Origin of the sequence: Jiangella mangrovi (assembly GCF_014204975.1) — a bacterium.
Taxonomy (GTDB): domain Bacteria; phylum Actinomycetota; class Actinomycetes; order Jiangellales; family Jiangellaceae; genus Jiangella; species Jiangella mangrovi.
Window position 1 is genome coordinate 6,199,441 of sequence record NZ_JACHMM010000001.1, and the last position, 25,946, is coordinate 6,225,386.

At 72.6% G+C, this 25,946-nt stretch carries 21 protein-coding genes; 16 read left to right on the plus strand and 5 right to left on the minus strand.

Annotated features, from left to right (window positions below):
* Positions 1–109: 109 nt before the first annotated feature.
* From HD601_RS28675 to HD601_RS28710, 8 genes are read left to right on the plus strand one after another with little or no spacing between them, the layout of a single operon-like run.
* A complete protein-coding gene (locus HD601_RS28675; protein WP_184827756.1) occupies positions 110–1,144 on the plus strand; it encodes a Gfo/Idh/MocA family oxidoreductase in 1,035 nt (344 codons plus the stop codon).
* Positions 1,144–2,508, plus strand: coding sequence for an ABC transporter substrate-binding protein (locus tag HD601_RS28680; protein WP_184827758.1), 1,365 nt, complete (start codon positions 1,144–1,146; stop codon positions 2,506–2,508). Before HD601_RS28675 ends, HD601_RS28680 begins: the two co-directional genes overlap by 1 nt.
* A 41-nt stretch (positions 2,509–2,549) precedes the next feature.
* Positions 2,550–3,449: an ABC transporter permease subunit gene (locus HD601_RS28685; protein ID WP_184827760.1), complete on the plus strand. Its 900-nt coding sequence runs from the start codon at positions 2,550–2,552 to the stop codon at positions 3,447–3,449.
* Entirely contained in the window at positions 3,449–4,363 is a 915-nt protein-coding gene (locus tag HD601_RS28690; protein WP_184827762.1) for a carbohydrate ABC transporter permease, read from the plus strand. The genes HD601_RS28685 and HD601_RS28690 overlap by 1 nt, the downstream gene beginning before the upstream one ends.
* 1 nt (position 4,364) lies before the next feature.
* Positions 4,365–6,521: a hypothetical protein gene (locus HD601_RS28695; RefSeq protein WP_184827764.1), complete on the plus strand. Its 2,157-nt coding sequence runs from the start codon at positions 4,365–4,367 to the stop codon at positions 6,519–6,521.
* Entirely contained in the window at positions 6,518–8,155 is a 1,638-nt protein-coding gene (locus HD601_RS28700) for an amidohydrolase family protein (RefSeq protein WP_184827767.1), read from the plus strand. Before HD601_RS28695 ends, HD601_RS28700 begins: the two co-directional genes overlap by 4 nt.
* Positions 8,155–9,018, plus strand: coding sequence for a fumarylacetoacetate hydrolase family protein (locus tag HD601_RS28705; protein WP_184827769.1), 864 nt, complete (start codon positions 8,155–8,157; stop codon positions 9,016–9,018). The genes HD601_RS28700 and HD601_RS28705 overlap by 1 nt, the downstream gene beginning before the upstream one ends.
* Complete coding sequence (locus tag HD601_RS28710) at positions 9,018–9,830, plus strand: carbon-nitrogen hydrolase family protein (RefSeq protein WP_184827771.1); 813 nt, start codon at positions 9,018–9,020, stop codon at positions 9,828–9,830. The genes HD601_RS28705 and HD601_RS28710 overlap by 1 nt, the downstream gene beginning before the upstream one ends.
* Before the next feature lie 115 nt (positions 9,831–9,945).
* Here HD601_RS28710 and HD601_RS28715 read toward each other — a convergent pair whose 3' ends face one another.
* Positions 9,946–11,976, minus strand: coding sequence for a hypothetical protein (locus tag HD601_RS28715; RefSeq protein ID WP_184827773.1), 2,031 nt, complete (start codon positions 11,974–11,976; stop codon positions 9,946–9,948).
* A gap of 136 nt (positions 11,977–12,112) precedes the next feature.
* Here HD601_RS28715 and HD601_RS28720 point away from each other — a divergent pair, with 136 nt between their 5' ends.
* Positions 12,113–13,810 (plus strand): hypothetical protein, encoded by a 1,698-nt coding sequence (locus HD601_RS28720; protein ID WP_184827774.1) that lies wholly within the window; start codon positions 12,113–12,115, stop codon positions 13,808–13,810.
* Positions 13,807–15,048 (plus strand): aminotransferase class V-fold PLP-dependent enzyme, encoded by a 1,242-nt coding sequence (locus tag HD601_RS28725; RefSeq protein WP_184827776.1) that lies wholly within the window; start codon positions 13,807–13,809, stop codon positions 15,046–15,048. The genes HD601_RS28720 and HD601_RS28725 overlap by 4 nt, the downstream gene beginning before the upstream one ends.
* 7 nt (positions 15,049–15,055) lie before the next feature.
* Here the strand turns inward: HD601_RS28725 and HD601_RS28730 are convergent, their stop codons facing one another.
* The 4 genes from HD601_RS28730 to HD601_RS28745 form a co-directional block, all read right to left on the minus strand.
* Positions 15,056–16,381 carry a hypothetical protein gene (locus tag HD601_RS28730; RefSeq protein ID WP_184827778.1) on the minus strand — a complete coding sequence of 442 codons (1,326 nt, stop codon included), beginning with the start codon at positions 16,379–16,381 and terminating at the stop codon, positions 15,056–15,058.
* Positions 16,382–16,386: 5 nt separating this feature from the next.
* Complete coding sequence (locus HD601_RS28735) at positions 16,387–18,741, minus strand: Ig-like domain repeat protein (RefSeq protein WP_184827780.1); 2,355 nt, start codon at positions 18,739–18,741, stop codon at positions 16,387–16,389.
* 134 nt (positions 18,742–18,875) lie between these two features.
* The gene (locus HD601_RS28740) at positions 18,876–19,793 is read right to left on the minus strand and encodes an amidohydrolase family protein (protein WP_184827782.1); all 918 of its coding nucleotides are present in this window, start codon (positions 19,791–19,793) and stop codon (positions 18,876–18,878) included.
* Positions 19,793–20,986: a helix-turn-helix transcriptional regulator gene (locus HD601_RS28745; RefSeq protein ID WP_184827784.1), complete on the minus strand. Its 1,194-nt coding sequence runs from the start codon at positions 20,984–20,986 to the stop codon at positions 19,793–19,795. Before HD601_RS28745 ends, HD601_RS28740 begins: the two co-directional genes overlap by 1 nt.
* Positions 20,987–21,066: 80 nt before the next feature.
* On the opposite strand from HD601_RS28745, the gene HD601_RS28750 reads away from it, so the two are divergent.
* Genes HD601_RS28750 through HD601_RS28775 form a run of 6 tightly spaced genes read left to right on the plus strand, consistent with a single transcriptional unit; the run spans position 21,067 to position 25,945 of the window.
* Positions 21,067–21,984, plus strand: coding sequence for a dihydrodipicolinate synthase family protein (locus tag HD601_RS28750; RefSeq protein ID WP_184827786.1), 918 nt, complete (start codon positions 21,067–21,069; stop codon positions 21,982–21,984).
* Complete coding sequence (locus HD601_RS28755; protein ID WP_184827788.1) at positions 21,984–22,733, plus strand: amidohydrolase family protein; 750 nt, start codon at positions 21,984–21,986, stop codon at positions 22,731–22,733. The genes HD601_RS28750 and HD601_RS28755 overlap by 1 nt, the downstream gene beginning before the upstream one ends.
* The gene (locus HD601_RS28760) at positions 22,730–23,482 is read left to right on the plus strand and encodes an amidohydrolase family protein (RefSeq protein ID WP_184827790.1); all 753 of its coding nucleotides are present in this window, start codon (positions 22,730–22,732) and stop codon (positions 23,480–23,482) included. The genes HD601_RS28755 and HD601_RS28760 overlap by 4 nt, the downstream gene beginning before the upstream one ends.
* Positions 23,479–24,513, plus strand: coding sequence for a Gfo/Idh/MocA family oxidoreductase (locus HD601_RS28765; RefSeq protein WP_184827792.1), 1,035 nt, complete (start codon positions 23,479–23,481; stop codon positions 24,511–24,513). Before HD601_RS28760 ends, HD601_RS28765 begins: the two co-directional genes overlap by 4 nt.
* A complete protein-coding gene (locus tag HD601_RS28770) occupies positions 24,507–25,196 on the plus strand; it encodes a GntR family transcriptional regulator (protein ID WP_184827794.1) in 690 nt (229 codons plus the stop codon). The genes HD601_RS28765 and HD601_RS28770 overlap by 7 nt, the downstream gene beginning before the upstream one ends.
* Positions 25,193–25,945: a creatininase family protein gene (locus HD601_RS28775; RefSeq protein ID WP_184827796.1), complete on the plus strand. Its 753-nt coding sequence runs from the start codon at positions 25,193–25,195 to the stop codon at positions 25,943–25,945. The genes HD601_RS28770 and HD601_RS28775 overlap by 4 nt, the downstream gene beginning before the upstream one ends.
* Position 25,946: the final 1 nt, after the last annotated feature.

Below are 25,946 nucleotides of genomic sequence, written 5' to 3' on the forward strand. Positions count from 1 at the left end.
GCACGACACGAACTGCGCTTGCTGCCGCCGTCGCGCGACCCCTAGCGTGGCGGCCTCGCCGCATTGGCGGCACGAGACGCAAGCGACACGACGGGGAGGACAGCGCACCGTGGACCAGCTCGGCATCGGCATCGTCGGGACGGGCATCATGGCCCGCCAGCACGCCGCCGTGCTCGCCGCCTACCACCGCAGCCGCGTCGCGGGCTGGACCAGCCGCGACCCCGGCAGCGCCAGAACCGCCGGGCTGGACGAGTTCGGCCCGGCGCCGGTGCACGGCAGCCTCACCGACCTGCTCGCCGACGACGGCGTGGGGGCGGTCCTCGTCGCCACCCCGGACCACGCGCACGCCGAGGCCGCCCTGGCCGCCGTCGAGGCCGGCCGGTCCGTCCTGATCGAGAAGCCGCTGGCGACCACCGTCGACGACGCCCGGCGCATCCGGGACGCGGCGCGATCCGCCGGGGTCACCGTGATGACGCTCTACAACCACCGCTGGGTGCCGGCCTACTGGCAGGCGCACGAGCGGGCGGCAGACGGCGCGCTCGGCCGGCCGGTGCTGGCCTACGCGCGCAAGAACGACACCCTCTTCGTCCCCACCGAGATGCTGGACTGGGCGGACCGGACGACGCCGTCGTTCTTCCTGTCCGGGCACGACCTCGACCTGATCCTGTGGTGCTTCGAGGACCACGTGGTCGAGGTCTACGCGACCGCGGTGCACGGCGTGCTCCGCGACCGCGGCATCGACACCCCCGACGCCGTCCAGGCCCAGCTCCGGCTGTCCGGCGGCGCCGTCGTCACCCTCGAGGCCTGCTGGATCTACCCCGACACGTTCCCCACCATGACGGACTCCTTCCTCGAGCTCGTGTTCAGCGACGCGGTGATCCACCTCGACCGCAAGCACGAGCAGATCGAGATCGCGACCCACGACGCGTACGCCTACCCGCGCAACCAGCTGGCGGGGCGGGTGGGCGGCAAGCCGTCGGGCTCGATCGCCGGCGCCGTCCAACACTTCGTCGACGCCGTGCTGGACGGCCACCCGCCGATCGTGTCGATCGACAGCTCGGTGCACGTCACCGAGGTCCTCGCCGCCATCGACCGGTCCTGGCGCTCCGGCCGGCCGGTCGACCTGACCGTGGAGACAGACTGATGAACCGACGATCCATCCTGCGCGGCACCGCCGTCGCGACCGCCGTCATGCTCAGCCTGACGGCGTGCATCACCGGCTCGGACTCCGGCGACGAGCCGGAGACGGAGAACACCGGCGACGCCACCGGCGCGGCCGGCGAGGAGCCGGCGGAGCTCACCGGCGACCTCGAGGTGGTCAGCTTCTACCCCGAGGGCTCCCCCGACCACGAGCGGCTCACCGGCCTGGCCGAGGAGTTCGAGTCGCGGCACCCCGGCGTCACCGTCACGCTGACGTTCGGCGGCGGCCAGGACACCCCGCAGATCGAGGCGCGCTGGCGCGCCGGCGACCCGCCCGAGGTCAACTACGGCTTCATGGACGCCGCGGCGCCCGACGGCGGCCCCTGGGTCGCGGGCGGCCAGGTCATGTCGCTCGACGACGTCATGCAGGAGCCGCTCGAGGGCTACGACGGCACTTGGGAGGACGCGATCCTGCCCGGCGTCCGCCCGCTGATCAGCGTCGGCGACGAGATCTACGGCGCGCCGGAGTCGGTGACCACGCTGCAGTTCTTCTACAACGCGGCGATCTTCGAGGAGCAGGGCATCGAGCCCCCGCAGACCTTCGACGACCTCGTCGCGGCGGCCGACACGCTGAAGGCGGCCGGCATCGCGCCGTTCACCGTCACGGGCACGTTCCTGCCGTACCTGCAGATGTACTGGGACTATCTGGCGCTGCGCCACATCGGCCTCGACGGGCTGCAGCAGGCCATCGCCGGCGAGACGGAGCTGGCCACGCTGCCCGGCGCCGCCGAGGCCGCGGCCGACCTCGAGCGGCTGACGACCGGCGGGTACTTCCTCGACGGCTTCCGCGGCGTCGACTTCACCTCGGCGCAGATGTCGTTCTTCCAGGGCGACGCCGCGATGATCCTCATGGGCTCCTGGCTGATCGGTGAGATGGCGGCCGCGATCCCGGCGGACTTCCAGGTCGGCACGTTCCCGTTCCCGGCAGTCGACGGCGGCAGCGGCGACCAGGAGGGGCTCTTCGGCGGCACCAACGCGCAGGTCGTCGCGCAGGACGCCGAGAACACCGACGCGGCCGTGGCCTGGCTGCAGTTCATCGCCGAGCCCGAGAACCAGTCGGCCTACGTCGAGGGCACCGGCGGCATCTCCGCCTACACCGGCGTCGCGGCGCCCGAGGGCTTCGAGGACGTCACCGCCATGCTCGAGGAGGGCGCGGCGTTCGCGCCGTCGTACATGGGTCTGCTGGCACTCAGCCAGGAGGTCCAGACGGCCTACCAGCAGCCGATCGCCCAGCTGTTCTTCGGCGAGATCGACGGCGCGCAGATGCTGACGGCGATGTCCGACGGCCTGCTGGCCGCCGCGGGCTGAGCCGCGGGACCCCGTAGACGATGAGGACGAAGGGAGCGACGGTGCCACGCAGCCGGCCCAACCTGCTCGAACGGCAGCGACGCCGGCTCGTGGTGCCGTTCCTCCTGCCCGCCCTGGTGCTCTACGGGTTGTTCATGCTCTACCCGGCGTTCACCACCTTCTACGTCGCGCTGACGAAGTGGGACGGGGTGTCCGCGCCGGAGTGGGTCGGGGCCGGCAACTTCAGCCGGCTCGCCGACGACCCGCTGTTCACCAGCACCATCACCAACACGATCGTCTTCACCGTGCTCGGCGCGCTGGTGCTCTTCCCCGGCGCGATGTTCTTCGGCTATGTGACGCAGCGGCTGAAGTTCGGGCGGCTCTACCGCTTCCTCATCCTGGCGCCGGTCGCGCTGTCGGTGACGACCGCCGCGCTGCTGTGGAAGTTCCTGGTCGACCCGAACTTCGGCGCGCTGCAGAGCATCCTGCGCGCCGTCGGGCTGGACTCGTTGGCCTCGATCGAGCTGCTCGGCCGGTCGTCCACCGCCATGGTCATGGTCGTGCTGGCCACCGTCTGGCACGGCATCGGGCTCTGGATGACGTTCTTCGCCGCCGCGGTCGAACGGGTGCCGGCGGAGATGAAGGAGTCGGCGACGCTCGACGGCGCCAGCTCGTTCCAGGTGTTCCGGTTCGTCGTCTGGCCACTGATGTGGGAGGTCACCCGCACGCTGCTGGTGCTCTGGATGATCCAGGGACTCCAGACGTTCGCGTTCATCATCGCGATGACCAACGGCGGCCCGCTGCGCGCCACCGAGGTCATCGGGACCTACCTGTACAAGGTCGCGTTCGCGTCGTCGGAGTTCGGCTACGGCGCCGCGATCGCCGTCGTGCTGTTCGCCGCGATCCTCGTGCTGACCCTGCTCTCCCAGCGACTCACCCGGCGCGAAAGCGAGCAGTACTGATGACGACCCCGACCACCACCCCGCCGGCCGCCGCCGTCACGCCGTCGCCGCCGGCGCCGCCGCACCCGTCGCGGCCGCGCAAGCCGGTCCGTCCCGGCCGCGTCCTGACCCACCTGGCGCTCGCGTCGTACTGCCTGACCTCGGTCAGCGCGTTCGTCTGGTGCGTCATGGTGTCGCTGAAGACGAACCCCGAGTTCTTCTCCACCAGCCCCTGGTCACTGCCGTCGGACCCGCAGTTCGGCAACTACGCCGAGGCGTGGAGCAGCGCCCAGATCAGCCGGTTCTTCGTCAACAGCCTCTACGTGACCGTGGCCAGCGTCGGCATCAGCCTGCTGTTCTCGGTGATGGCGGCGTACGTGCTGGCCCGGGTCGACTTCCCGGGCCGGACGGCGGTCCGGATGGTCTTCCTCAGCGGGCTGATGATGCCCGCGTTCCTGGTGATCGTGCCGCTGTACTTCCTGCTGCGCAACCTCGGCCTGCTCGGCTCGCTGCACGGCCTGATCCTGGTCTACATCGCCACCCAGATCCCGTTCAGCATCTACCTGCTGCAGAGTTTCTTCCAGTCGCTGCCGAAGGAGCTCGAGGAGGCCGCCTGCGTCGACGGCGCCTCGCCCACGCGCACGTTCTTCTCCGTCGTGCTGCCGCAGGTCTCCCCCGCCGTCGCCAGCGTGGCGCTGCTCAACACGCTGACCATCTGGAACGAGTTCTTCTTCGCGCTGGTGTTCCTCACCGACCCGCAACAGCAGACGATCCCCGTCGGCGTCCTGGGGCTGTCGGTGAACGCGCAGTACAGCGCGAACTGGGTGCAACTGTTCGCGGGCCTGGTGATCACCATGATCCCGATGCTCGTGCTCTTCGCCTTCGCGCAGGAACGCATCGCGCGGGGTGTCAGTGTCGGAGCGCTGAAGGGCTGAGATGACCGACGTGCGGCTGAGCGTCACCGAGGAGATCGGCGTCCCCCGGAGCGGCGAGGTGGTGCGCTGCGGCGTCCCCTGGGCTGTCGACGGACCGGTGTCGGTGCTGGTGGACGGCATCGAGGTGCCGCACCAGGTGCTGTGGCGGCAGGCCGGGTGGGTGGGGCTGGCGTTCCCCGTGACGGTCGGCGCGCTCGGGTCGGTGCCGGTAGTGGTGCGGCCCGGGTCCGGCGATGTCCCCGGTGTGCCGGTGGCCGCCTCGGCAACGGTCTCCGAGGTCTCGACGGGGACGGTGTCGGCGGTCGTCGGGCTGGACCCGTTCGCCGTCGCCGTGCCTGCGCTCGGGCTGCCGGCTACTGAGGTCGTGCTCGTGAGCGACGACGGCGTCCGGCACGCCGCAGTGGTGCCGGACGACGGTGTCACCGTCACTTGTACGGGACCGTTGGTGGCGCAGGTGGAGCTCGCCGGGCGGTACGGACCGTCCTGGGGTTTTCGGGCCCGGCTGACGGCGCGCGCGGGGGCCTCGTCGGTGGACCTGCAGGTGGCGATCGTCAACGACGACGACGCGCCGGAGAGCGAGGTTGCCGAGTGGGCCGTCGAGCTGTCCACCGGCCCCGTCGACTCCGCCGTCTGCGGCGTGTTCGGGGCCGCCCACCGCAGCGCGCCGCCGTTCGCCGTCAGCCACCGGGGCGAGGGACACCCGCGCGGGATCTTCGCGACGTCGCAGGTCGTGGGCGGGTCGGAGTGGGAGGACGCGAGCGAGCCGGACTACGCGACCCGCTGGGAGTGGGCCGAGCTGCACGGCCGGCAGGCGGTGAACTGGCTGGTGGCATCGCGGCCGGGTGGGGCTGACGCCGTCACCGTCGCCGTCCACCGGTTCGCCGAGAACCACCCGAGCGACCTGGCGGTGACGCCGTCGGGCGTGACCGTGCGGTTCTGGCCGGCCGACGCGGGACCGCTGCGGCTGACCCAGGGCGCCGCGAAGACCCGGCTGCTGCGGGTGACCGGCGGCGAGGACCGGCGGGCGGGCGCGGTGCTGGACTCGCCGCTCGTGCCTGCTGTCGCGTCGATGGTGCCCGGGTATCTGCCGTACCTGCCGGAGCGGTACCCGAACCTCGAGGCGCACATCCGCGAGGAACTGTCCGGCTGGTACCAGGGCGGGCAGTCGCTGGGCTTCCACGACTTCGGCGACAGCGTCCAGGGCATCACCACCGGGCCGCGCACCGGGTACAGCGCGAACAACGAGCACGACGCGCTGCTGGCGCTCTCGCTGCATTACCTGAGGTCCGGCGAGCGGGCGTACTACGACTCCGCGCAGGCCTACGCCGACCACCTCTGCGACGTCGACCTCATCCACCACAGCGTGCATCCGCACGAGGTCGGCGGGCTGCGGGCGCACGGGCGGGCGCACGTGCACTACGTGACCGCGCGGACGCCGTCGGGCCCGGTGCGGACGTCGATCGACACCGGGCACCTGTGGACCGAGGGGCTGGTGCTGTTCGGTCAGGTGTCGGGCGACGGGCGGTATCTCGAGGCCGCGCGGCGAGTCGCCGACTGCATCGTCGGGCTGACGGATCTGGGCTGGACCCGGCCGGAACCCGGCCCGCGCAACAGCGGCTGGTCGCTGCAGGCGCTCTGTGCTGTCGCGTCCGCGACCGGTTCGCCGGTGTACCTCGACGCCGCGGCGCGGACGGCGAAGGCGGCGCTGGCCGCGCAGCACCCGGACGGGCGCTGGCTGATGCGGCTCGGGCTGGTCGACGACTACTGCGCCTGGCAGAACGCGGTGCTGCTGACCGGGCTGGCGCGGTTGCAGGCGCTGTCGCCGTCATCGGAGGTCGCGGCGGCGTTCGAGGCCGGAGCGCGGGCGCTGCTGACGCTGGGCCGCAACCGCGACGGCAGCTTCGTCTACCTGACCCGGTTCGACTACCGCTGGGCCAACCGGTCCGCGCTGATCCGCGAGGCGCTGGCGCTGGCGTTCGACGCGACCGGCGACGACGCCTTCCTGCGGGCCGGGCTGGCGGGCGGGTTGCGCTGGTACCGGCCGCGTGGGGTGGGGGTTGCGCTGAGCAACGACGTCGCCGAATGGCGCGGGCACCTGCCGTTCCTGCGGCGGGCGCACGAGGCCGGGCTGCTCACCGACCTGCCGGACGCCGGATGACCGGGGGTTCGATGCGGGTCGATGCGAACGTCGTGGTCGGCCCGTGGCCGTCGGACGCGTCTGCGTCGTGGACGGTCGACGACGTCGAGCGGCATCTGGACCGGTTCGGGCTGTCGGCTGCGCTCGTGCGGTCCGCGCTGGCGGTGACGTACGACGCTGCCTTGGGCAACGCTGCGTTGCTGGCCGACGTCGAGGGGCACCCGCGGCTGCTGCCGTCGTTCGTGCTGGGGCCGCTGGACTGCGGTGAGCACGGCGCCGACCCCGTTGCCGGCGCGAAGGCGATCTGGCTGCTGCCCGCGCGGCACGGCTGGAGCCTCACTGGACCGGAGGCCGGTTCGCTGCAAGACGTGCTGCGGCGAGCCGGTCTCCCTGTGTTCATCGACCTCGAGGAGACCGACTGGTCGGCGATCGACGCCCTGTGCGCCGCGTTGCCGTCCGTCGACGTCGTCGTCGCCGGGATCGGGTACCGGACGCTGCGGCAGGCGTTCCCCGTCATGGACCGGCGCCCTCGCCTGCACGTCGACCTCTCCTACCTCGCGGCGCTGGACGGGCTCGAGCTGTTCGTGTCGCGGTACGGGGCCTCGCGGGTGCTGCTGGGCACGGGGGCGCCGGTCCGCGACGACGCCGCGCCGCTGTTCCTGCTCTCGCACTCAGGACTGTCGACCGCCGACCAGGCGATGGTCGTCGGCGGCACCGCCGCCCGCCTCCTCGGTCTCGCCGCGGATCCGGTCCCGGATCCGGTCGGCGAAAGCACGTTGTCGGTCCCCGCCCTTAGGGTGGGGACCCTCCCGACCGGGCGGGGACCGAACACCGCGGAACCGCAGGCTGACGCCGTCGTCGATGAGCAGCCGGACATCGTCGACGCGCACGTCCACCTGGGTCGCTGGCCGTCGTCCTGGCTGCCGCACCCCGACGCCGACACGCTGCTGACCGCGTACGACCGCACCGGGACCCGGCACGCCGTCATCTCGCACCTGTCCTCGATCTGGGGCGGCGACACCCCGGCCGGCAACGCCGCCGCGCTGGCCGCCGCCGAGGCGCACCCGGACCGGCTCTCCGTGTGGCTGGTCGCGAACCCGAACCGGCCGCAGGACGCCGCGCTCCTGGCGGAGCAACTGCAATCGCCGCTGGTCCGCGGGTTCAAGGTGCACCCCGACACGCACGACTGCCCCATCGACGACGCCCGGCTGGACTGGGTCTGGCGGCTCGCGGTGGAGGCGTCGGTGCCGGTGCTGGCGCATGGCTTCGCCGGGACGGTGCACAGCGACCCGCTGCTGTTCGGCGCGGTGGCCGCCCGCTACCCGTCGCTACCGCTGATCGTCGGCCACTCCGGCGCGACCGTCGACGGCTTCCGCCGCACCATCGCCGTCGCCCAGGAGCACCCGTCGATCCTGGCCGAGACCTGCGGTTCGTGGATGACCGGCCGGTGGCTGCGCCGGCTGGTCTCGGAACTCGGGGCGGACCGGGTGCTGCACGGCACGGACGCCTGCCTCATCGACCCGCGGTACGGCGTCGGGCGCGTGCTCGGCGCCGGCCTCTCCGCCGCCGCCCAGGCGCTCGTGCTCGGCGGCAACGCCCGCCGGGTCCTCGGCCTGTCGGCCCGCTCCCCCTCACCGCTCGCAGGAGGTCACTGATGTTCCTCTGCCGTATCCGCACCGACGCCGGCACCGTCCCCGCCGTCCGGCTCGACGACGAGACGCTGCTCGACCTGTCGCCGCTCGGTGGTGACGACCTCGTGGAGCTGCTGCAGACCCCCGACCTCGAGGCGAAGGTGGCCGCACTGGCGGCTTCCGCTGCCGGGGTGCGGATTCCGGTCGCGTCGGCGCGGTTCGACGTGCCCGTCGCCCGCCCGCAGAAGATCGTCTGCGTCGCCCTCAACTACGTCGCCCACGCCGAGGAGGGCGCCCAGGCCGTGCCCACCGAGCCGGTCATCTTCTTCAAGCCGCCGTCGTCGCTGCTCCCCCACGGCGAGACGGTCCGCTGCCCGGCGCGCTCCGAGCGGCTGGACTTCGAGGTGGAGCTCGCGGTCGTGATCGGGCGCCGTTCCCGGGACGTCGCCGTCGCCGACTGGCGGGACGCCGTGCTCGGCTACACCGTCCTCAACGACATGACGGCGCGCGACCTGCAGCTCGTGGCGATCGAGAAGAACCAGCCGTGGGACCACAGCAAGGGCTTCGACACGTTCGCCCCCTGCGGCCCGTACCTGGTGACGGCGGACGAGATCGCCGACCCGGGGTCGTTGGACCTGTCGCTCACGACCGACGGCGTCGTGCGGCAGTCGTCGAACACGCGGTACATGGTGTTCGGCGTGCCCGAGCTGATCTCGGTGATCTCGGCCGGCATCACCCTCGAGCCGGGCGACATCATCGCCACCGGCACCCCGTCGGGCATCGGCAAGGTCGACGACGGCGGCACCATGGTCGCGACGGTCGAGGGCGTGGGCTCGCTGGTGAACACCGCGGCGTACGAACGCGCGACCGTGGGGGCACCGGTCTGATGGCCGTGACGGTCGCCTGCGCCCAGGTCGCACCGGTCCTGGGCGACGTGCCCGCCAACCTGGCCGCAATCTCGTCGTCGGCACGTGAAGCCGCGGCGGGCGGCGCATCGCTGGTCGTCCTTCCGGAGTGCGCGGTGACCGGCTATCCCTTCTCCCGCTCCGACGCCGAAGCCGTGGCGTCACCGGCCGATGGCCCGGTCGCTGAGGAGTTGGGGACGGTGGCCGCCTCACTCGGGGTGCATCTCGCGGCCGGCCACATCGAGTCGTCCGGCGCCGACCTGTACGACGCGCTGTCGCTGTTCGGCCCGGACGGCTCGCGGCTCGCGACGTACCGGAAGGCGCACCTGTTCAGCACCGAGCGCTCGGTCTACGCCGCCGGGCCCGGTCCTCTGGTCGTCGACACCGCGATCGGGCGGCTGGGGCTGACGGTCTGCTACGACCTGATCTTCCCCGAGTACGTCCGCGCGCTGGTCGACGCCGGCGCCACGATGATCGTGAACGCGACCAACTGGATCACCGATCCGTGGCAGACCGGCATGGGCTGGGACGGGTCGATGGTGCGGTCGCTGGCGCGGGTGCGAGCGCTGGAGAACGGCGTGCCGGTGGTGATGTCCTGCCTGGCGGGTGCCGGTGGCGGCTTCACCAGCATCGGCCACTCGACCATCGCCTCGGCCTCCGGCCGAGTCCTTGCATCGCTCGGGTCTGAGGAAGGCGTGACCACCGCCCAGCTCGAGACGGACGACGAGGACACCCGCCGCTGGTCGAGCATCGCCACCTACCGCGCCGACCGCCGCCCCGATCTCTATGGTTGAGGGATCGGTGTAGCTCTGGCGACACTGATCCCTCAACCATTCACCATCCGGGTTCAGCGCGTGGCGGGTGGTTTGGTGGGGCTATAGCACCACCAAACCACCCGCCATCAGTGCACTACGGGGTCCAGCGCATGACGTGGGTGCCGCTGCCCCAGTAGACCCGCCCGGAATCGTCGAAGGCGATGGTGCGGTAGTAGCCACCACCCACCTCGGCGAGGGTCGTGACCGAGTCATCTGCCGGGTCGATGCGGAACAGGGCGCCGCCCGAGGTCCCGTACACGAGGCCGTCCGGACCGGTCGCCAGTGCCAGAGCCGACCCCAGCGGGAACGAGCCCAACACCGTCACCACGCGCGTCGACGGGTCGAAGCGGAACCAGTCGCCCTCGAGCGTCGACCCGTAGACGACACCGTTCCCGGCCACGGTGAGCGACGCGATCCATTCCGAGCCGGGCACCGGGACCACGGAATACGTCACCGTCGACGACGCCTCGTCGAACACCAGCAGCTGAGCCGGGCCCGTCGCCGTCACGCCGTCGCCGTGGGTGGTCGAGCCCACATACACCTCACCGGAGCCTGCGGCCAGGGCGAACAGGTTGTGGTCGCCGGCCAGGCCGCGCCACGACGACACCGCATGGGTGTCGCCGTCGATCCGCGACAGCGCGCCACCCAGCTGCCCGTACGCCGCGCCCGATGCCAGATAGACGTCGCCGGACGAGCCCTGGACCATGTCCCACGGACGGTACTGCTCCTCCCCCACGGGCCCGAGATCGACCGGGTTCGATACCAACGGATCGACCCCGGGCGCCCACGGCCGCGAAGGGTCGTACACCGTCACCACGTTGTGCGTGTACGAGCCCATGTAGAGCTCGGAGTCGGTCGACGCCAGCGACAGGATCTCGCCGCTGCGCCCCGCGGCCACCCCACCCAGCACCGTTGTCGCCCCGGAACCAGGATCGATCCGGAACAGCGCATTCGTCTCGTAGGTGCCGCCGTAGATCGCGCCGTCCGGGCCGGTGCGCAGAGCCGTGACGTTGCTGCCGGAGCCCGCGAACGTGAGCTGTGCCGTCACCACCTCGCCGGTCGCAGGGTTGAAGCGGCCGAACAGGCCCTTCTGGCCGACGCCGACCAGCCACTCCGACCCGTCGATCGTCGCCCGCGAGATCTGCCCGGACACCCAGGACGCGTCCGTCAGGTACGAGCAGGATCCAGAACTGAAGGAGTGCCGGACGATCCCGAACGCCGAGCCCGGGCAGGTCCCGACGGCGTAGGCCTCGTTCGCGGAGATCGGCACGATCCCGGTCCCGGTCAGTCCCGGGACCTCGCCGAGGAACTCGGTGCGGGTGCCACGCAGCCCGAAGCGGAGCACCCGCTGGTCCGGCACGACTAGCTGCACCAGCAGGTTGTTGCCGACGACCGCCGCGTTGTACGCGAACGAGTAGTCGGCGTACTGCTCCGGCAGGATGGACGTCGCGACGCCGGTGCGGGTGTCGACGATGTTGGCCGACGCGGGGGTGCCGCCGCCGACGAAGACCCGCCGGCCGTCGAGCGGCACGATCGCCTTCGCATAGAGCCGGTCCGCCTGCACGACACCGAGATCGCGAAGCTCCGCCGACTCCTGGTCGTACGAGAAGAGCTTCCCCGACGGGTAGGTGCCGAGGTACGTCTTGCCGCCGCGGCCGGCGCCGACCCCGAAGAAGAACGTGTGGCCGATGTCGGTCTCGTCGGTGGTCGCGACGATCCCCAGCTGCTCGGTTTCCGGGTCGTAGCGCCACAGGTGCGCCAGGCCGTCGCCGTGCTGGGTGGCGAGGTAAACGCGGCCGTCGGAGCCGATCGAGGTGTGGTAGCCACCCCACGAGTCGGGCATCGGGAGCTCCTTGACCAGCTCACCGGTCTCGACGTCGATCGCGAAGAACGTCACGCCGGGCGAGCTGGCCGCGTAGGTGCTGCCGTAGAGCATCGGGCGTCCGTCGCGGTCGGCGCCGACAACGCTGTCGAGGATGAGGAAGTTCGTGATCGGGACGCCGAGGTCCTCGACCGTGCCGATGGCGGCAGGACCGATGGCGGCTGGGGCGACGGGGGCGGCTGCGGCCGTCGCCCCCGTGGCCATGAGGACGGCGGCGAGCAGAGCGGTGAGCCGTCTGAGCATCCGGGGGCCTCCTCTGACGATGGTTGCCCCGGACGGTAGACGGTGCGGCACGCCCCGGCCCAGGCGCGTGATTGCGCACTTCAGAGGGCAAGAATCCACCCTGTGCGCCGCCGCCGCGCTCCCTATCGTGGCGGCAATGATCCGCATCGTCACCGATCAGAAGGGCGCCGACGCGGCCCGGCGCGAGGGGCGGGACGTCTGGTCGGCGCCGGCCGCTGCCGAAGCGCTGAGCATTCTCGGCGTCCCCGCGACCGTCCATGACGGGCTCCCGCCGATGGACGACGGCGTCAGCCTGCCGGTTCTCGTCGTCGACGAGCCGGACCCGGACACCGCCGCCGCCCTGCTCGACTGGGCCGACGGCGGCGGCGCGCTCGTGGTGTGCGGTCACGACCCGGGCTGGACCGGCCTGACGGCGACACCGGCACCCGCCGAGGCGCTCGTCCACGTCGGCGACGACCGGCTGCGCGCGTTCGGCGGCTGGTCGCTCGCCGTGCCCGACGGCGGCAGCGTCGGCGCCCGCTGGGCCCACGACCAGAGCCCCGCCATCGTCACGACCGCGCGCGGGCATGGCGCGGTCGCCGTCGTCGGGCCGGATCTCTGGCACACGCTGGTGCGGATCACGCAGGGTCATCCGGTGCACCGCGACGGGGTTCCGCCGGCCGACGGGTCCGCGCCGATCGACGACGGGTTGCTCAAGTGCGACGACGGCATCGCGCTCTCGTGGGCCGAGGACCGGACGACCGCCGACGGCGGCACACCGGACGCCGCCTACGAGCACGACCACCCGCCCACGCGCAGCCTGCCGTTCTTCGGCGCGGCGCAGGCCGACCGGTGGCGCGAGGTGCTGCTGCACCTGCTGCTCGACCTGGCCGGCGAGGCCGGCACCGTCCTGCCGCTGGTGGCGCCGTGGCCGGACGGCGCGCCCGCCGCGGCGCACGTCAGCCACGACTCCGATGCCAACGACGACCCGTCGGCCCGCGCCGCGCTGGACGCGTTCGCCGCCGCCGGCATCCCGGTGACCTGGTGCTTCCTGTATCCGGGCGGCTACTCGCAGGACGTGTACGACGAGGTGGTCGCGGCCGGGCACGAGCCGGCGCTGCACTACAACGCGATGCTCGACACGCCGGACTGCACGTGGGGCTTCGAGCGGCTGCGTGAGCAGCTGGCCTGGGCGACCCACCAGGTGCGCGGCGCGCCGATCGTCACGAACAAGAACCACTTCACCCGGTGGGAGGGGTGGGACGAGTTCCACCTGTGGTGCGAGGATCTCGGCCTGCGGGTCGACCAGAGCCACGGGCCGAGCGTCCAGGGCGCGATCGGGTTCCCGTTCGGGACCTGCCACCCGCACCATCCGCTGACGAGCGCCGCCCACGGCAACCGGCCGGCCGACGTGCTCGACCTGCCACTGCAGACGCAGGACCTCTGGCTGACCTGCACACTCGAGGTCCGCGACGCCTTCGTCGGCGAGGTGCTGCGCCGGCACGGCCTGGTGCACCTGCTCTTCCACGGCCAGCACCTGCAGCACCACGTCGAGGTCCGGTCGGCGCTGGCCGAGACGGTGCATCGGCTGCGCGCCGCCGGAGTCGGGTTCCACACCAGCGCCGCACTGGCGGACTGGTCGGAGCGACGGCGGCAGCTGCGGCTGCGGGTGAGCGAGCAGGAGGACGGCGCCGTGACAGTCACCGTCGAGGGAGACGTCGACGGCGTCGCGCTGCTGTTCCCGGCGCACCTCCGGCCCGGTGGCGGCGAGGCGCACGAGCGGGTCGTCCGCTACGGCCGCGCCTTCACGCAGGTCCGGCTCGACGGCCGCGCCCTCAGGCTGGTCCCGGCGTGACCCGGCTCGCGCTCGACGGCGGCAGGCCGGTGCGGACCCGCCCGCTGCCCACCGTCCTCGTCCCGGCCGGGCGGACGTTCGGCGCGGAGGAGCGCGCGGCCGTCCTCGAGGTGATCGACAGCGGGGTGCTCAACGCGTCGTGCGGCGGACCGTGGCTACGCGAGCTCGAGGCGACCATGGCGGACCTGCACGGCATCGGGCACGCCGTCGCCAGCTCGTCCGGCACGGCCGCACTGCACCTCGCCGTCGCTGCCGTCGATCCGGAGCCGGGCGACGAGATCATCACCACTCCCCTGACCGACTGGGGCACGATCGCCGCGATCCTCGCCCAGAACGCGGTCCCCGTCTTCGCCGACGTCGACCCGCTGACCGGCAACCTCGACCCTGCCTCGGTGGCCGCGTATCTCTCGCCGCGGACCCGGGCGATCCTCGTCGTGCACCTGTTCGGCGCGGCCGCGGCGGTCCGCGAGCTCCGGGCGCTCGCCGACCGCGCCGGCGTCCCGCTGATCGAGGACTGCGCCCAGGCCTACCTCGCCCGCCCTGCCTCCGGCGCCCCGCCCGTCGGCACGTACGGCGCCGTCGGCTGCTTCAGCCTGCAGCAGTACAAGCACGTCACCGCCGGCGACGGCGGCCTCTGCATCACCGACGACCCCGCGGTGGCGGAACGGATGCGGCTCTTCGCCGACAAGGCCTGGCCGCGCGACGAGGGCCGGTTCCACCGCTTCCTCGCCCTGAACTACCGCATGACCAACCTCACCGCGGCCGTCGCCGGCGTCCAGCTGCGCCGGCTCCCCGACGTGGTGGAACGACGGCGTCAGCATGCGGCCCGGCTGCTCGACGCCGTCGGCGACCTCCCGGGCGTCCGCTTCCCACCGGAGCCGGACCTGCACGCCTGGTGGGTCCTCCCTCTCATCGTCGACGGCAGCAACCACCGCAACCGACGCTGGGCCGAGGCGCTCACCGCCGAGGGGATCCCGGCGGTCGCGGGCTGGCTGCAGTCGCCGGTCTACCTCTACCCGGCACTGACCGAGCGGCGCACGTACGGGCAGTCCGCGTTCCCCCTGACCAGTCCCCCGGCCCGGAGGGACTGGACCTTTCACCGAGGTCTCTGCCCCCAGGCCGAGCGGCTCGTCGACGACACTCTCGTCGTGCTGCAGTGGAACGAGAACTACACCGACGCCGACGTCGACGACATCGCCGCCGCCCTCACGAAGGTGGCGGCGGCGATGTCGGACTGACCGATCCCTACGTCGGGGTGTAGGTGAGGTAGTCGAGCCGGGTGAAGGCCGACGAGCCGGTCGGGCGGGTCGAGAGCAGCATCCGGATCCCGCTCCCGGCGTCGGGCACCCAGGAGCCGGTCTCCTTGCGCTCGAGGTTCGGCGAGTACACCTGCGCCGCCCCGCTGACCGGGAACGTCTCCGTCGCCCACGACGTCCCGGTCGTCGACCGCAGGACGTGCAGCGATCCGGAGCCGGCCGCCGGTGTGCCGAGCACGAACCGCTCACCCGACGCCGCGACCGCCAGCTGCGCGTGGTTCTCGTAGGTGCCGAGGTCGACCGGGCTGCCGGGCAGCGTCACCGAACCGGCGTTGCCGCGCCAGTAGTACAGGTGCGACACCCCGGAGATCATCTTGTAGAACAGGACGTGTGGCTGGTTGGACCCGTCGACCACCAGGTCCGCCGCGTCGCACCAGTTCGACACCCCGTCCGGCGACGGACACGAGGCGACCATGTAGCGCTGGCCCGACGGGAACGAGGCGCCGCCGTCGGTCGACCGCCACAGTTGCACGCCGTGGATCGTCGCGCTGCTGCCGGTGTTGAGCACCGTCTGGTTGAACAGCAGCCACACCTCGCCGCTCGACGTGCCCGGCCGGACCCGCGGATACAGGTACGCCTCGTCGACCCCCGGGTTGGCCACCAGCGTGCTCGTCTCGGTGTTGGTCCAGGTGTCGAACCGGCTGACGTTCAGGCTCCAGTCGGCCTTGCTGTAGGCGTGGTAGATGTAGCGGCGGTCGTTGTCGATCGCCATGCCGCCGTAGTACCGCTCCGCGCCGGCCGAGCGCACCGACTGGTCGCTCCACGAGCCGAAGTCGAACGACCCGTCCCCCAGCCGCGTCGAGAACTGCAGGCGGGTCAGGTAGACGCGCTCCATGGACGCGCCACTGGCGGCGGCGACGCCCGGGTAGCACTGGCCGCCGGTGTAGCACGGGACGGTCAGCCAGAGCCTGTTGCCCGAGTCCAGCAGCAGCGACGGCGGCTGGTAGACCCACTGGTTCAGCGTGACGGCGAGGGTCCAGTTGACGCCGTCGGGCGACTTCCAGATGCGCGAGATCCACGGGTAGGAGGTGCCGGAGCCGTCCAGCGTCACGGCATAGCGCCAGCCGTTCGAGTCCTGGACGATCTTCGGCAGTTGCGGGCTGTGCATCGGCGTGACGTTGGTGGCGCCGATGGTGGACGAGATGGTCGAGACGGTGGTCGACGACGCCGCGGCGGGCGCGATCGGCCCGGCGACGGCCGTGGTGACGAGGGTCGCGACGGCGAGGACGGCGGAGATCAGCCTGCGTCCGGACACGGTCCTCACCGCCCCGGCCCGACGATGACCCGCACCGGCGCGGACGTGCTGGGCGCGTGCGCCAGGTCGCCGCCGTACACGGCGACCAGCGAGTACCGGCCCGGCCCGCCCACATCGGATGCGCTGGCGGTCACGACGGCGGTGCCGTCGGCCAACGACGCCGACGCGACGGCCTCGCCCACCCCACCATCAGCACGAACACGGTGCAGCGTGACGGTGCCCTGCGGCTCCCCCGGCGGGCTGTCGACCCGGACGGTCACGGAGGCCGGCCCACCGGCCGCCGCCGGCCGCAGCCCGGTCGACGCCGCGGTGGACGTCGCAGCCGGCGCCACGTCCGGCAGCACCCGCAGCAACGCCGCGCCACCGCCCCAGTACGCCCGGTCCGACCCGTCGAACGCCAGCGTCCGGTAGTAGCCGCTGCCCGGCGTCGCCACCGTCTCGACGGTGTCCGTGCCGGCCGGGATGCGGACGATCGCGCTGCCCGTGTGGCCGTACAGGTCGCCGCCGGGACCGTCGATCAGGCCCAGCAGCTGCCCGCCCGGGAACGCGCCCAGCACGGTCACCGCACCGGACACCGGGTCCATCCGGAACCACGAGCCGTCCGCCGACCCGTACAGCGTCCCGTCGGCCGCCGTCTCCAGCGACAGGATCCGGGTCGCGCCCGGCACGGGGACGACCGAGTCGATCACCGTCCCGTCATCGGGGTCGACGGTGAGCACCTGCGCGTCGCCGCCGGCGTCGGTGTCGTCGCCGTAGCGGGTCGTGCCGCCGTAGATGACGCCGTCGCCGGCCGCCACGGCGAAGAAATGCTGGTTCCCGGCCAGCCCGCGGAACGACTCGACGTCGTACGTCACCGGGTCGATCGCCGTCAGCGCACCCTGCAGCGCACCGTACGCCGCCGACGACGCGACCCAGACCCGCCCGTCGGGACCGACCTCCATGTCCCAGGGCCGGTACTGGTTGTCGCCGACGGGGCCCAGGTCCCGCGGGTTCGAGGTCGCCGAACTGCCCGGGTTCCACGGCTCCGACGGGTCGAACACGGTCACCACATTGTTGATGTACGACCCGATGAAGATCTTGTCGCCGGCCGTCGCCATCGACAGGATCTCGCCGGTCCGCCCGGGCGCGACGTTGCCGTAGACGGTGGTGTCGCCGGTGCCGGGGTCGTAGCCGAACAGCGCGTTCGTCTCGTACGTGCCGCCGTACACCGACCCGTCGGGGCCGGTGACCAGCGCGGTGATGTTCGTCGGGTTGCCGGGCAGCGCGAGCTGGTGGGTCCAGACCTCGCCGGTCGCCGGGTTCCAGCGCCCGAGCAGGCCGCCGCTGCCGACGCTGGTGAACCACTGCTGCCCGTCGATGGTCACCGGCCACATCCGCGCGGCCGACACGAACGACGGCGGCGTCCCGGTGTCGGTGGTGGCGAGGGTGTCGCCGTCGACGGCGATGATGCTGGTGCCGCCGGCGCCGCCGCCGATCGCGTAGAAGTCGTTCGGATCGGCGCCGCCCTGTGGGGCGAACCCCATGCCGGTGATGCCCGTGACTTCGGCGTCGAACGTCATCGTCGCCGCGTCGAACCGGATGATCCTCGAGTCCGGCGTCACCAGCTGCACGTACACCCAGTCGCCGATGCGCAGGGAGTTGTAGGCGAACGAGTAGTGCTGGTACGCCGCCGGCAGCACCTCCGTCGTCGCGCCGGTGGCGATGTCGACGACGAGGACGCTCGCGTCGGTGCCCTGCGCGACCACGAGCCGGTTCGCGTCGAGCACCGTCAGGCCCTTGGGATAGGTGCGGGTCGCGACGACGAGCCGGACGGCGTCCGTGGCCGGGTCGTACTCGTAGACGCCCGTGCCGGAGTGCACGCCGCAGTAGACCTTGCCGGTGTACGGCGACACGGTGATGCCGAAGCACATGATGCCGCTGGGCATCGTCGCCGCCAGCGTGACGGTGTCGGCGACCGGGTCGTACTCCCAGATCTGCGACGCGCTGGACGAGTTCAGCGGGCCGAGGAAGACGTGCCCGTTCGGCGCCGCGGCGACGTGGTACCCGCCCCACGCGCCGGGCATCGGCAGCTCGGTGCGGACGGCGCCGGTCTCGGGGTCGACGCCGAAGAAGGTGACGGCGTCGCTCGGCGCGTTGTAGGTGCTGCCGTAGAGCGTCGGGTCGCCGTTCGCGTCGTCGGACAGGACGGTGTCGAGGACGAGGTAGGTGGAGATCGGGATGCCGAGGTTCTCGACGACACCCGGGTCGGACTCGGGCGCGGCGGGTGCCGACGCCGCGGGCACCAGCAAGGCGCCCGCGGCGGCCACCGCCAGGGCGGCGAGGGATCGACGTCGTGGGAATCGTGCGCGCAGGAAGGGCATGAGTGCTCCTGACGGCCGGGGGGGGACGATTCGGATGAAGCCAGGACGCTTGCCGCGAACCTAGGTGCGCGGCGGGCGGCGGCAACAGCCGGATAGTTGCCCGGCGGACCGGAGACTTGCCCCGTTGCCCGCGGTCAGGGGGTACCGAAGAACCGCTTCCAGTTCTCGTGGACGATCTGGTCCTGCACATCGACCGGCAGGGTCGGCAGCGGTGTCCCGGCGACGACGTCGTTCACGCGGTGCAGCCCCTCGAGCGTCTGCGCGACGGTCGCGCTCGGGAAGTCCGACGCGAACAGCAGCTTCCCCGTCACGCCGTACTCGAACGCCGTCGTCATCGCGTGCCAGAACCGGTACGGCCGGTAGTGCAGGGCGGAGATGTCGGCCCAGACGTTCGGCGCCTTGCGCATCAGCGCGACGACGTCCTCCTCCCACGGGTGCCCGAGGTGCGCGATGATCACCCGCAGCGCCGGGAACCGCATGACCAGCCGTTCCAGCAGCAGCGGCTGCGCGTACTCCAGCCGCGCCGTCGTCGGGAACGTCGTGCCCTGGTGGATGATCACCGGCAGGTCGTGGCGCTCGCAGTACTCGAACACGCCCCACAGCGACGGGTCGCGCGGGTCCCAGTGCTGGTACGTCGGGCCGACCTTGAGCCCGCGCAGGCCGCGGTCCTCGACGCAGCGGACCAGTTCGTCGACGGCGTCCGGCTCCCCCGGGTTGACCGACGCCCAGCCCTCGAGCCGCTCCGGGTGCTCGGCGACGTAGTCGGCGATGACGTCGTTCGGCACGTCGAACCCGGTCGGCTTGGCGGCCAGCCCGAAGACGACGACGCGGTCGGCCTGCTGTGCGGCCGCCCAGTGCTCGGCCGGCGTGGAGTCGTAGCAGTGCAGGTCGAGGTGGGCGGCGTTGGTGAGCCCGCCGCTGCGCTCGAGCTTGACCAGCTTCGCCGCCTGCGCCTCGCCGGCGGTCTGCTCGCTGATGTGGTCGGGGTACCACATGACGTGGGTGTGGACGTCGACGATCCGCGCGTCGTCGGACCCCAGCCCGGCGGGCATCAGCCCACCGCCCGCAGCACCGGCGTCGTGACCTGGCGGCGGTACTCGCTGGGCGTCACGTGGAAGGTCCGCTTGAACAGCTCGCGGAAGCGCTTCGGCGCCTGGTAGCCGACCTGCTCGGCGACCAGCTCGACCGGCAGCTCGGTGTCGGCGAGCAGCCGCCGACCGTGGCGCATGCGCACCGCCGTCAGGTACTTGAGGAACGTCGTGCCCAGCTCGCGCTGGAACAGGTGGCTGATGTAGTACGGGCTGACGAAGACGGCCTCGCTGACGGTGACCAGCCGCAGGTCGTCGGCGTAGTGGTCCTGGATGTAGCGCTCGACGACGGCGAGCACGTGCCGGGCCGGCGACGGCGCCTCGTGCGACGCGACGATCCGCGGCAGCAGTTGCTCGAGCCAGAGCACCAGGTACGACCGGTCGTGGATGTCGTACATCTCGACCACCTCGTTGAGCGGGAGCCTCGAGCAGGCCGCGATCCAGTCGGTGGACCCGTCGGACAGCCGCCGCTGCCCCGCCACCTCCAGCGCGTACAGCACCTCCGCGGCCAGCCACTCGCGCAGCACGTCGGGGGTGACGCCGTCGACGGCGCTGACGCGGTCGATCCACGAGCGCAGCGTGGCCACCGCGCCGGTCGCGTCGCCGCGCCGGACGCACTGCGCGAGCCGCTCCTCGACGCGGTCCGGCACCGGTACCGGAGCGCCTCCGGTGCCGCGGGCCGAGCGCACCTCGGCGAGGTCGTACACCGCGTCGCCGCCGCTCACGAGCTTGTGATCCAGCGCCGACACCGCCTCGGCCGTCGCCGCCTCGACCCGGGCCGAACCCGAGCTGGGCCGGCTGATGCCCACCGTCACGGCCACCCCGCAGGCGGCCTGCACGCGGTCGCGCACCAGCGCGGCGAACCGGCGCCCGGTGGCCCGCAGCTCGGTGGCGTCGTCGCCGTGGAAGGTCACCATCCACGCGTCCGGCGGGACCGCGACGACGGGGCCGTGCTTGTCCGGGGCGTAGCTCGCGGCGCACCGTTCGACGGCGGCAGCGGCGGCCTCCAGCATCCTCGACGCCCACTCGTCGCCGCGGGCCAGCCGGCTGACCTCGAAGTCGTCGACGTCGGCCAGGACGACGAGGACGTGGCCCTCGTCGGTCTCCTGCTCCGGCACGGCGATCGGCTGGCCGAGAACGGTCGCGTGGTGTCGCATGGCTCCTCCAGTCAGCGGGCTGTTCAGTACCAGCTGATGTCTGATATACCAGAGCTCTCCCTTCGAGGAAAGGCCAATCCGTGGACCTGCAGACCTTGCGCACCTCGTTGCGCGGCGTCCTCGCCTTCACCCCGACGTGCCTGCTCGACGACGGCGCCCTCGATCTCGACGGCCAGCGCAGCCACGCGGCCTTCCTCGCCGGCAGCGGCGTCGGGGCGGTCGTGGTCGCCGGCGGTGTCGGCGAGTTCTACGCCCTCGACGAGGCCGAGTACGCCGACCTGGTCCGCGAGACCGTCGACGCCGTCGGCGGGCGGGTCCCGGTGCTGGCCGGCGTCGGACACGCCACCGACATCGCGACCCGGCTGGCCCGCATCGCGGCCGGTGCCGGCGCCGACGGGCTCATGGTCAACCCGCTCTACTTCGTGACCCCGGACGCCGACGGCATGGTCCGCCACTACCGCGAGATCGGCGCGGCCTCCGGGCTCGGGATGATCGTGTTCAGCACCGACGGCGCCGTCTACGACGAGGCCGACCTCGAGCGGCTGGCCGAGGTCGAGGCCGCCGTCGCCGTCAAGGACGAGGCCGGCGACCAGGCGCTGTTCGCCCGCTGCGTCGACCGGCTCGGCGACCGCTACGTCTGGATCAACGGCATGGCCGAGCTGCCCGCCGTCGAGTACGCCCGCATGGGCGCCGTCGCCATGACCTCGGGCCTGGTCAACCTCGACCCGAACGTGGCGCTGGACGTGTGGGCGGCCGCGCTCGACGGCGACGCCGACCGGCACGCGACGCTGGTGAAGGAGCGCATCGCCCCCATCGCCGCCCTGCGCACCGCCCGCCCCGGCTACCACATCACCGTCATCAAGGAGGCCATGGCTCTGCTCGGACGGTGCGGGCCGGCGGTCCGGCTGCCGCTGCTGCCGCTGCGCCCCGAGGACCGCGCCGCGCTGGCCGAGCACCTGGACCGCTGCGGCTACCGGCGCCCGGAACCCGTCGCTTGATGAACACCGTCGTCGACGCCCACGTCGCCGCCGGCGAGCATCCGAGCCTGCCCACTCTCGGGGTCGACGCCCTGCTGCAGGCAATGGACGACGGCGGCATCGAGCGCGCCGTCGTGGGCGCGGTCGGCCGCTGGGTCGCCGTCGACAACGCGGAGGGCAACCGCACGCTGGCCGGCTGGGCGCAGGCGCACCCGGACCGGCTGGCGTTCTGGGCGACGGTGAGCCCTTGGTACGGAGCCCGGGCGTGCGCCGAGCTGGAACGGGCGTTCGCCGACGGCGCGTGCGGGCTGAAGCTGGCGCCGTCGGTCCAGGGGTTCGGGCTGCTGTCGCCGCTGCTCGAGCCGGTGCTCGACGTCGCCGAGGAGCACGGCCGGCCGGTCTACGTCGTCACCGGGGTGCCGGTCGCGAGCGAGCCGCTGCAGCTGGCCGAGCTGGCACTGCGCCGGCCCGGGCTGACGTTCGTCATGGGCCGGTCCGGGCGCACCGACTTCTCCCTCGACCTGCTGCCGGCGCTGACGACCGGGCCGAACCTGGTCGCGGAGACGGCCTACAACGGCGCCTCGCTGATCGCCACGCTGGTGGCGACGCTGGGGGCCGATCGGGTGCTGTTCAGCAGCGACGCGCCGTTCAACGACGCCGGGCTGGAGCTGGCGCGGGCCGAGCGGGCCGGGCTGGCCGACGCGGACCGGGCCGCCGTGCTGGGCGGTTCCGCCACGAAACTGCTGCTGGGCGGGGGTGCGTCGCGATGACGTTCGTCGACATGCACACGCACCTGCCGGCCGCGACGTCGCCGGACTGGGCCCGCTGGCGGCAGGCCGACGTGCTGGCCGCCATGGACCGCCACGGCGTCACCCGGGCGGCGGTGATGACGCTGGATGGGCTCGGCTTCGACGCGGTGGCCGGCAACGACGTCGTCGCGCAGGCCTGCGCCGGGTCGGACGGGCGGCTGATCCCGCTCGGCACCGTCGACCCGCGCCGCCCCGATGCCGCCGCCGAGGTGCACCGCTGCGCGGACCGCGGCTTCCGGGCGCTCAAGCTGCACCCGTGGATGCAGGGGTTCTCGCCGCTCGAGGCGTACATGGACCCGGTCGCGGAGGCCGCCATCGAGCACGGGCTGCCGTTCGTCGTCCACGACGGCACGCCGCCGTACGCGTCGCCGCTGCAGATCGCCCGGCTGGCCGCGCGCTTCCCGGAGCTCACGGTGGTGCTGGCGCACGGCGGGCTGTTCGACCTGTGGGAGGACGCCGTCGCCGCCGCACTGCGCTACCCGAACGTGCACGTCACGATGTGCGGGACGGCGCCTGGGGCGATCTTCCGGCAGATCGTGGCGCAGGTGCCGGTCGAGAAGCTGAGCCTCGGCACCGACAGCGGCTTCGGCGACCCGGACCTTCCCCGGCACCGGCTGTCCGTCCATCGTGCGATCCTGGCCGAACTGCCCGGCGACGACGCCGCGGCACTGGCGCACCGCAACGCCGAACGACTCCTGGGGCTGCCGTGAGCACTGCTGACACCGCTGGGACCCTGCGCGTGGTCCAGGTGGGCTGCGGCGACATCGCGACGACGGGGCACCTGCCGGCGCTGGACCGCTCCCCCGATGTCGAGCTCGTCGCCGTCGTCGACGTGGTCGCTTCGCATCGCGAGGCCGCCGCGGCGAAGTACGGCGTGCCGGCGTGGGACTCGCTCGAGGCGGCGCTGGCCGCCGGCGTGGGCGCCCAGGCCGCCGTCGTCGCCGTCCCGCCGCATGTCGCGCCGTCGCCGACGATCGCCGCGGTCGAGGCCGGGCTGGACGTGCTCTGCGAGAAGCCGATGGCCGTCGACCTCGCGTCCGCCCAGCGGGTGCACGACGCGGGACGGCGGACCGGGCGGATCGTCCAGATCGGCTTCAAGAACCGGTTCTCGCCGCTCGTCCGGGCCGCGCGGCGCTGGCTCGACGACGGCCTGATCGGCTCGCCCGTCGTCTACACGCTCGGCGGCTTCGACGAGCGCTACGACGCCGCCGACACCGTCCACGTCGGGCGGATCCAGGACTTCCTCGCCCACGGTCCGTCGTACCTGCACGAGGGTGCGCACCTGGCCGATTACCTCGCCTACCTGACCGGTGCGGCGCCGGTGTCCGTGCGGGCGGCGGGGGTCCGGTCACAGCCGTCGTTCCACGGCGAGAACTTCGTGTCCGCCCTGGTCGACTACGACAACGGCGACGTCGCGCGCATGGAGGTGGGCTGGTTCTTCCCCACCTCGCCGAAGGGCGAGTTCCGCATCCTCGGCCCGCGCGGCGTCGCGCTGATCGACCGTCCCGAGCAGGTTGCGACGCTCACGACCCGCGACGACGACGGCGCGCTGCGGACCGAGGAGGTCCGGTTCGAGCGGCCGTGGAACGACGAGTGCTTCGACCGGCAGCTGGCCCACTTCGTCGAGTGCGTGCGCACCCGCACGGAGCCGGAGACGTCGACGGCGGCGGGCCTCGCCTCGCTGCGGCTCGGGGCCGCCGTCACCGAGGCCCTGCGCGAGGGGACGGTGGTCCGATGGTGACCGACCAGCAGCCGAGAATGCCGCTGATCCAGGAGGCGCCGCTGATCCGCGACCAGGTGTACCAGGTGCTCCTGACGAAGCTGATCAGTGGCGAGCTGGCGCCGGGCGACAAGATCACCGAGCGGCTGACGGCCAGCGAGCTGGGCATCAGCACCACGCCGGTCAAGGAGGCGCTGCGCCGGCTCGAGAACGAGGGCTTCGTGCGCACCATCCCGCGCCGCGGCATCGTGGTCGGCGAGAACGCGCTCACCTCGTTCGAGCAGGTCATCACGGTCCGGGCCTGGCTGGAAGGGCTGGCGGCCCGGCTCTGCGCGGTCCGCGTCGCGGCCGGGGAGATCGACGGCCCGACCCTCGAAGCGCTGACCGTGCCGCTGGCGCTGATGAAGGACCCGATCCTGCGGCCGGTCGACGAGATCGTCGGCATCAACGCCAGCTTCCACGAGGCGATCCGCGAGCTGTCCGGCAACCGCGTGATCGTCCAGTTCGTCGGCACGCTCCTCGGCGTCGACGCCGCGGTTCGCAAGCGCGCCCTCGCCGACCCCGAGGAGCTGCAGCGCGGCAACGCCGAGCACATCGACGTCGGCGACGCGATCCTCGACGGCGACGCCGACCGCGCCGAGGCGCTGATGCGCAGCCACGTGCTGCGATCGGGCGACCACACACTGCACGCGGGGCCCTCGTGAGCCTTCTCTCCGAGTTGACCCGCGCCGCCGTCGCCCAGCGCGCGCCGGACGCGGTCGCCGTCGTCCCCGTCGGCGCCTGCGAACAGCACGGCCCGCACCTGCCGCTCGGCACCGACCTCATGGTGGCCGAGCACGTGGCGACGGCGGCAGCGGCGCGGCTGGCCGGTGAGCTCGACGTCGTCGTGGCGCCGAGCGTCGCCGTCGGGTACTCGCCGCACCACGTGCCCATCGGCGCGACCCTGACGGCCGGCGTCGTCACGTTGCTGACGCAGCTGCAGGAGGTGTGCGCGGGGCTGACGGCCGCCGGGTTCCGCCGGGTGTTCCTGCTCAACGGGCACGGCGGCAACGCCGAGCTGGTCGTCGTCGCGGCCCGCGAGGCCGGGCAGACGCTGCGGGTGCGGGTGGGCGCGGGCTCCTACTGGGTCATGGCGTGGGACGAGCTGATCGCCGCCGGCGCGCAGGACCGCGGCCGGCTGCCCGGGCACGCGGGCGCGTTCGAGACGTCGCTGGCCCTGGCGCTGCGCCCGGACCTCGTCGTCGACCCTCCCCACCGTCCCGGCACCCGGTTCGAGCGCAACCCGGCCGGCTACTTCGGCCGCTACCACGTCGAGCAGCCGGACGCGATGGCGAGCGGCGACGGGTTCTCGGACGACCCCTCGGCCGGCACCGCCGAGGACGGCCGCCGCTACCTCGACGCCGTCGTCACCGCGGTCGCCGCCGGACTGCGCGAGTTCGCAGGACAAGTCTGAG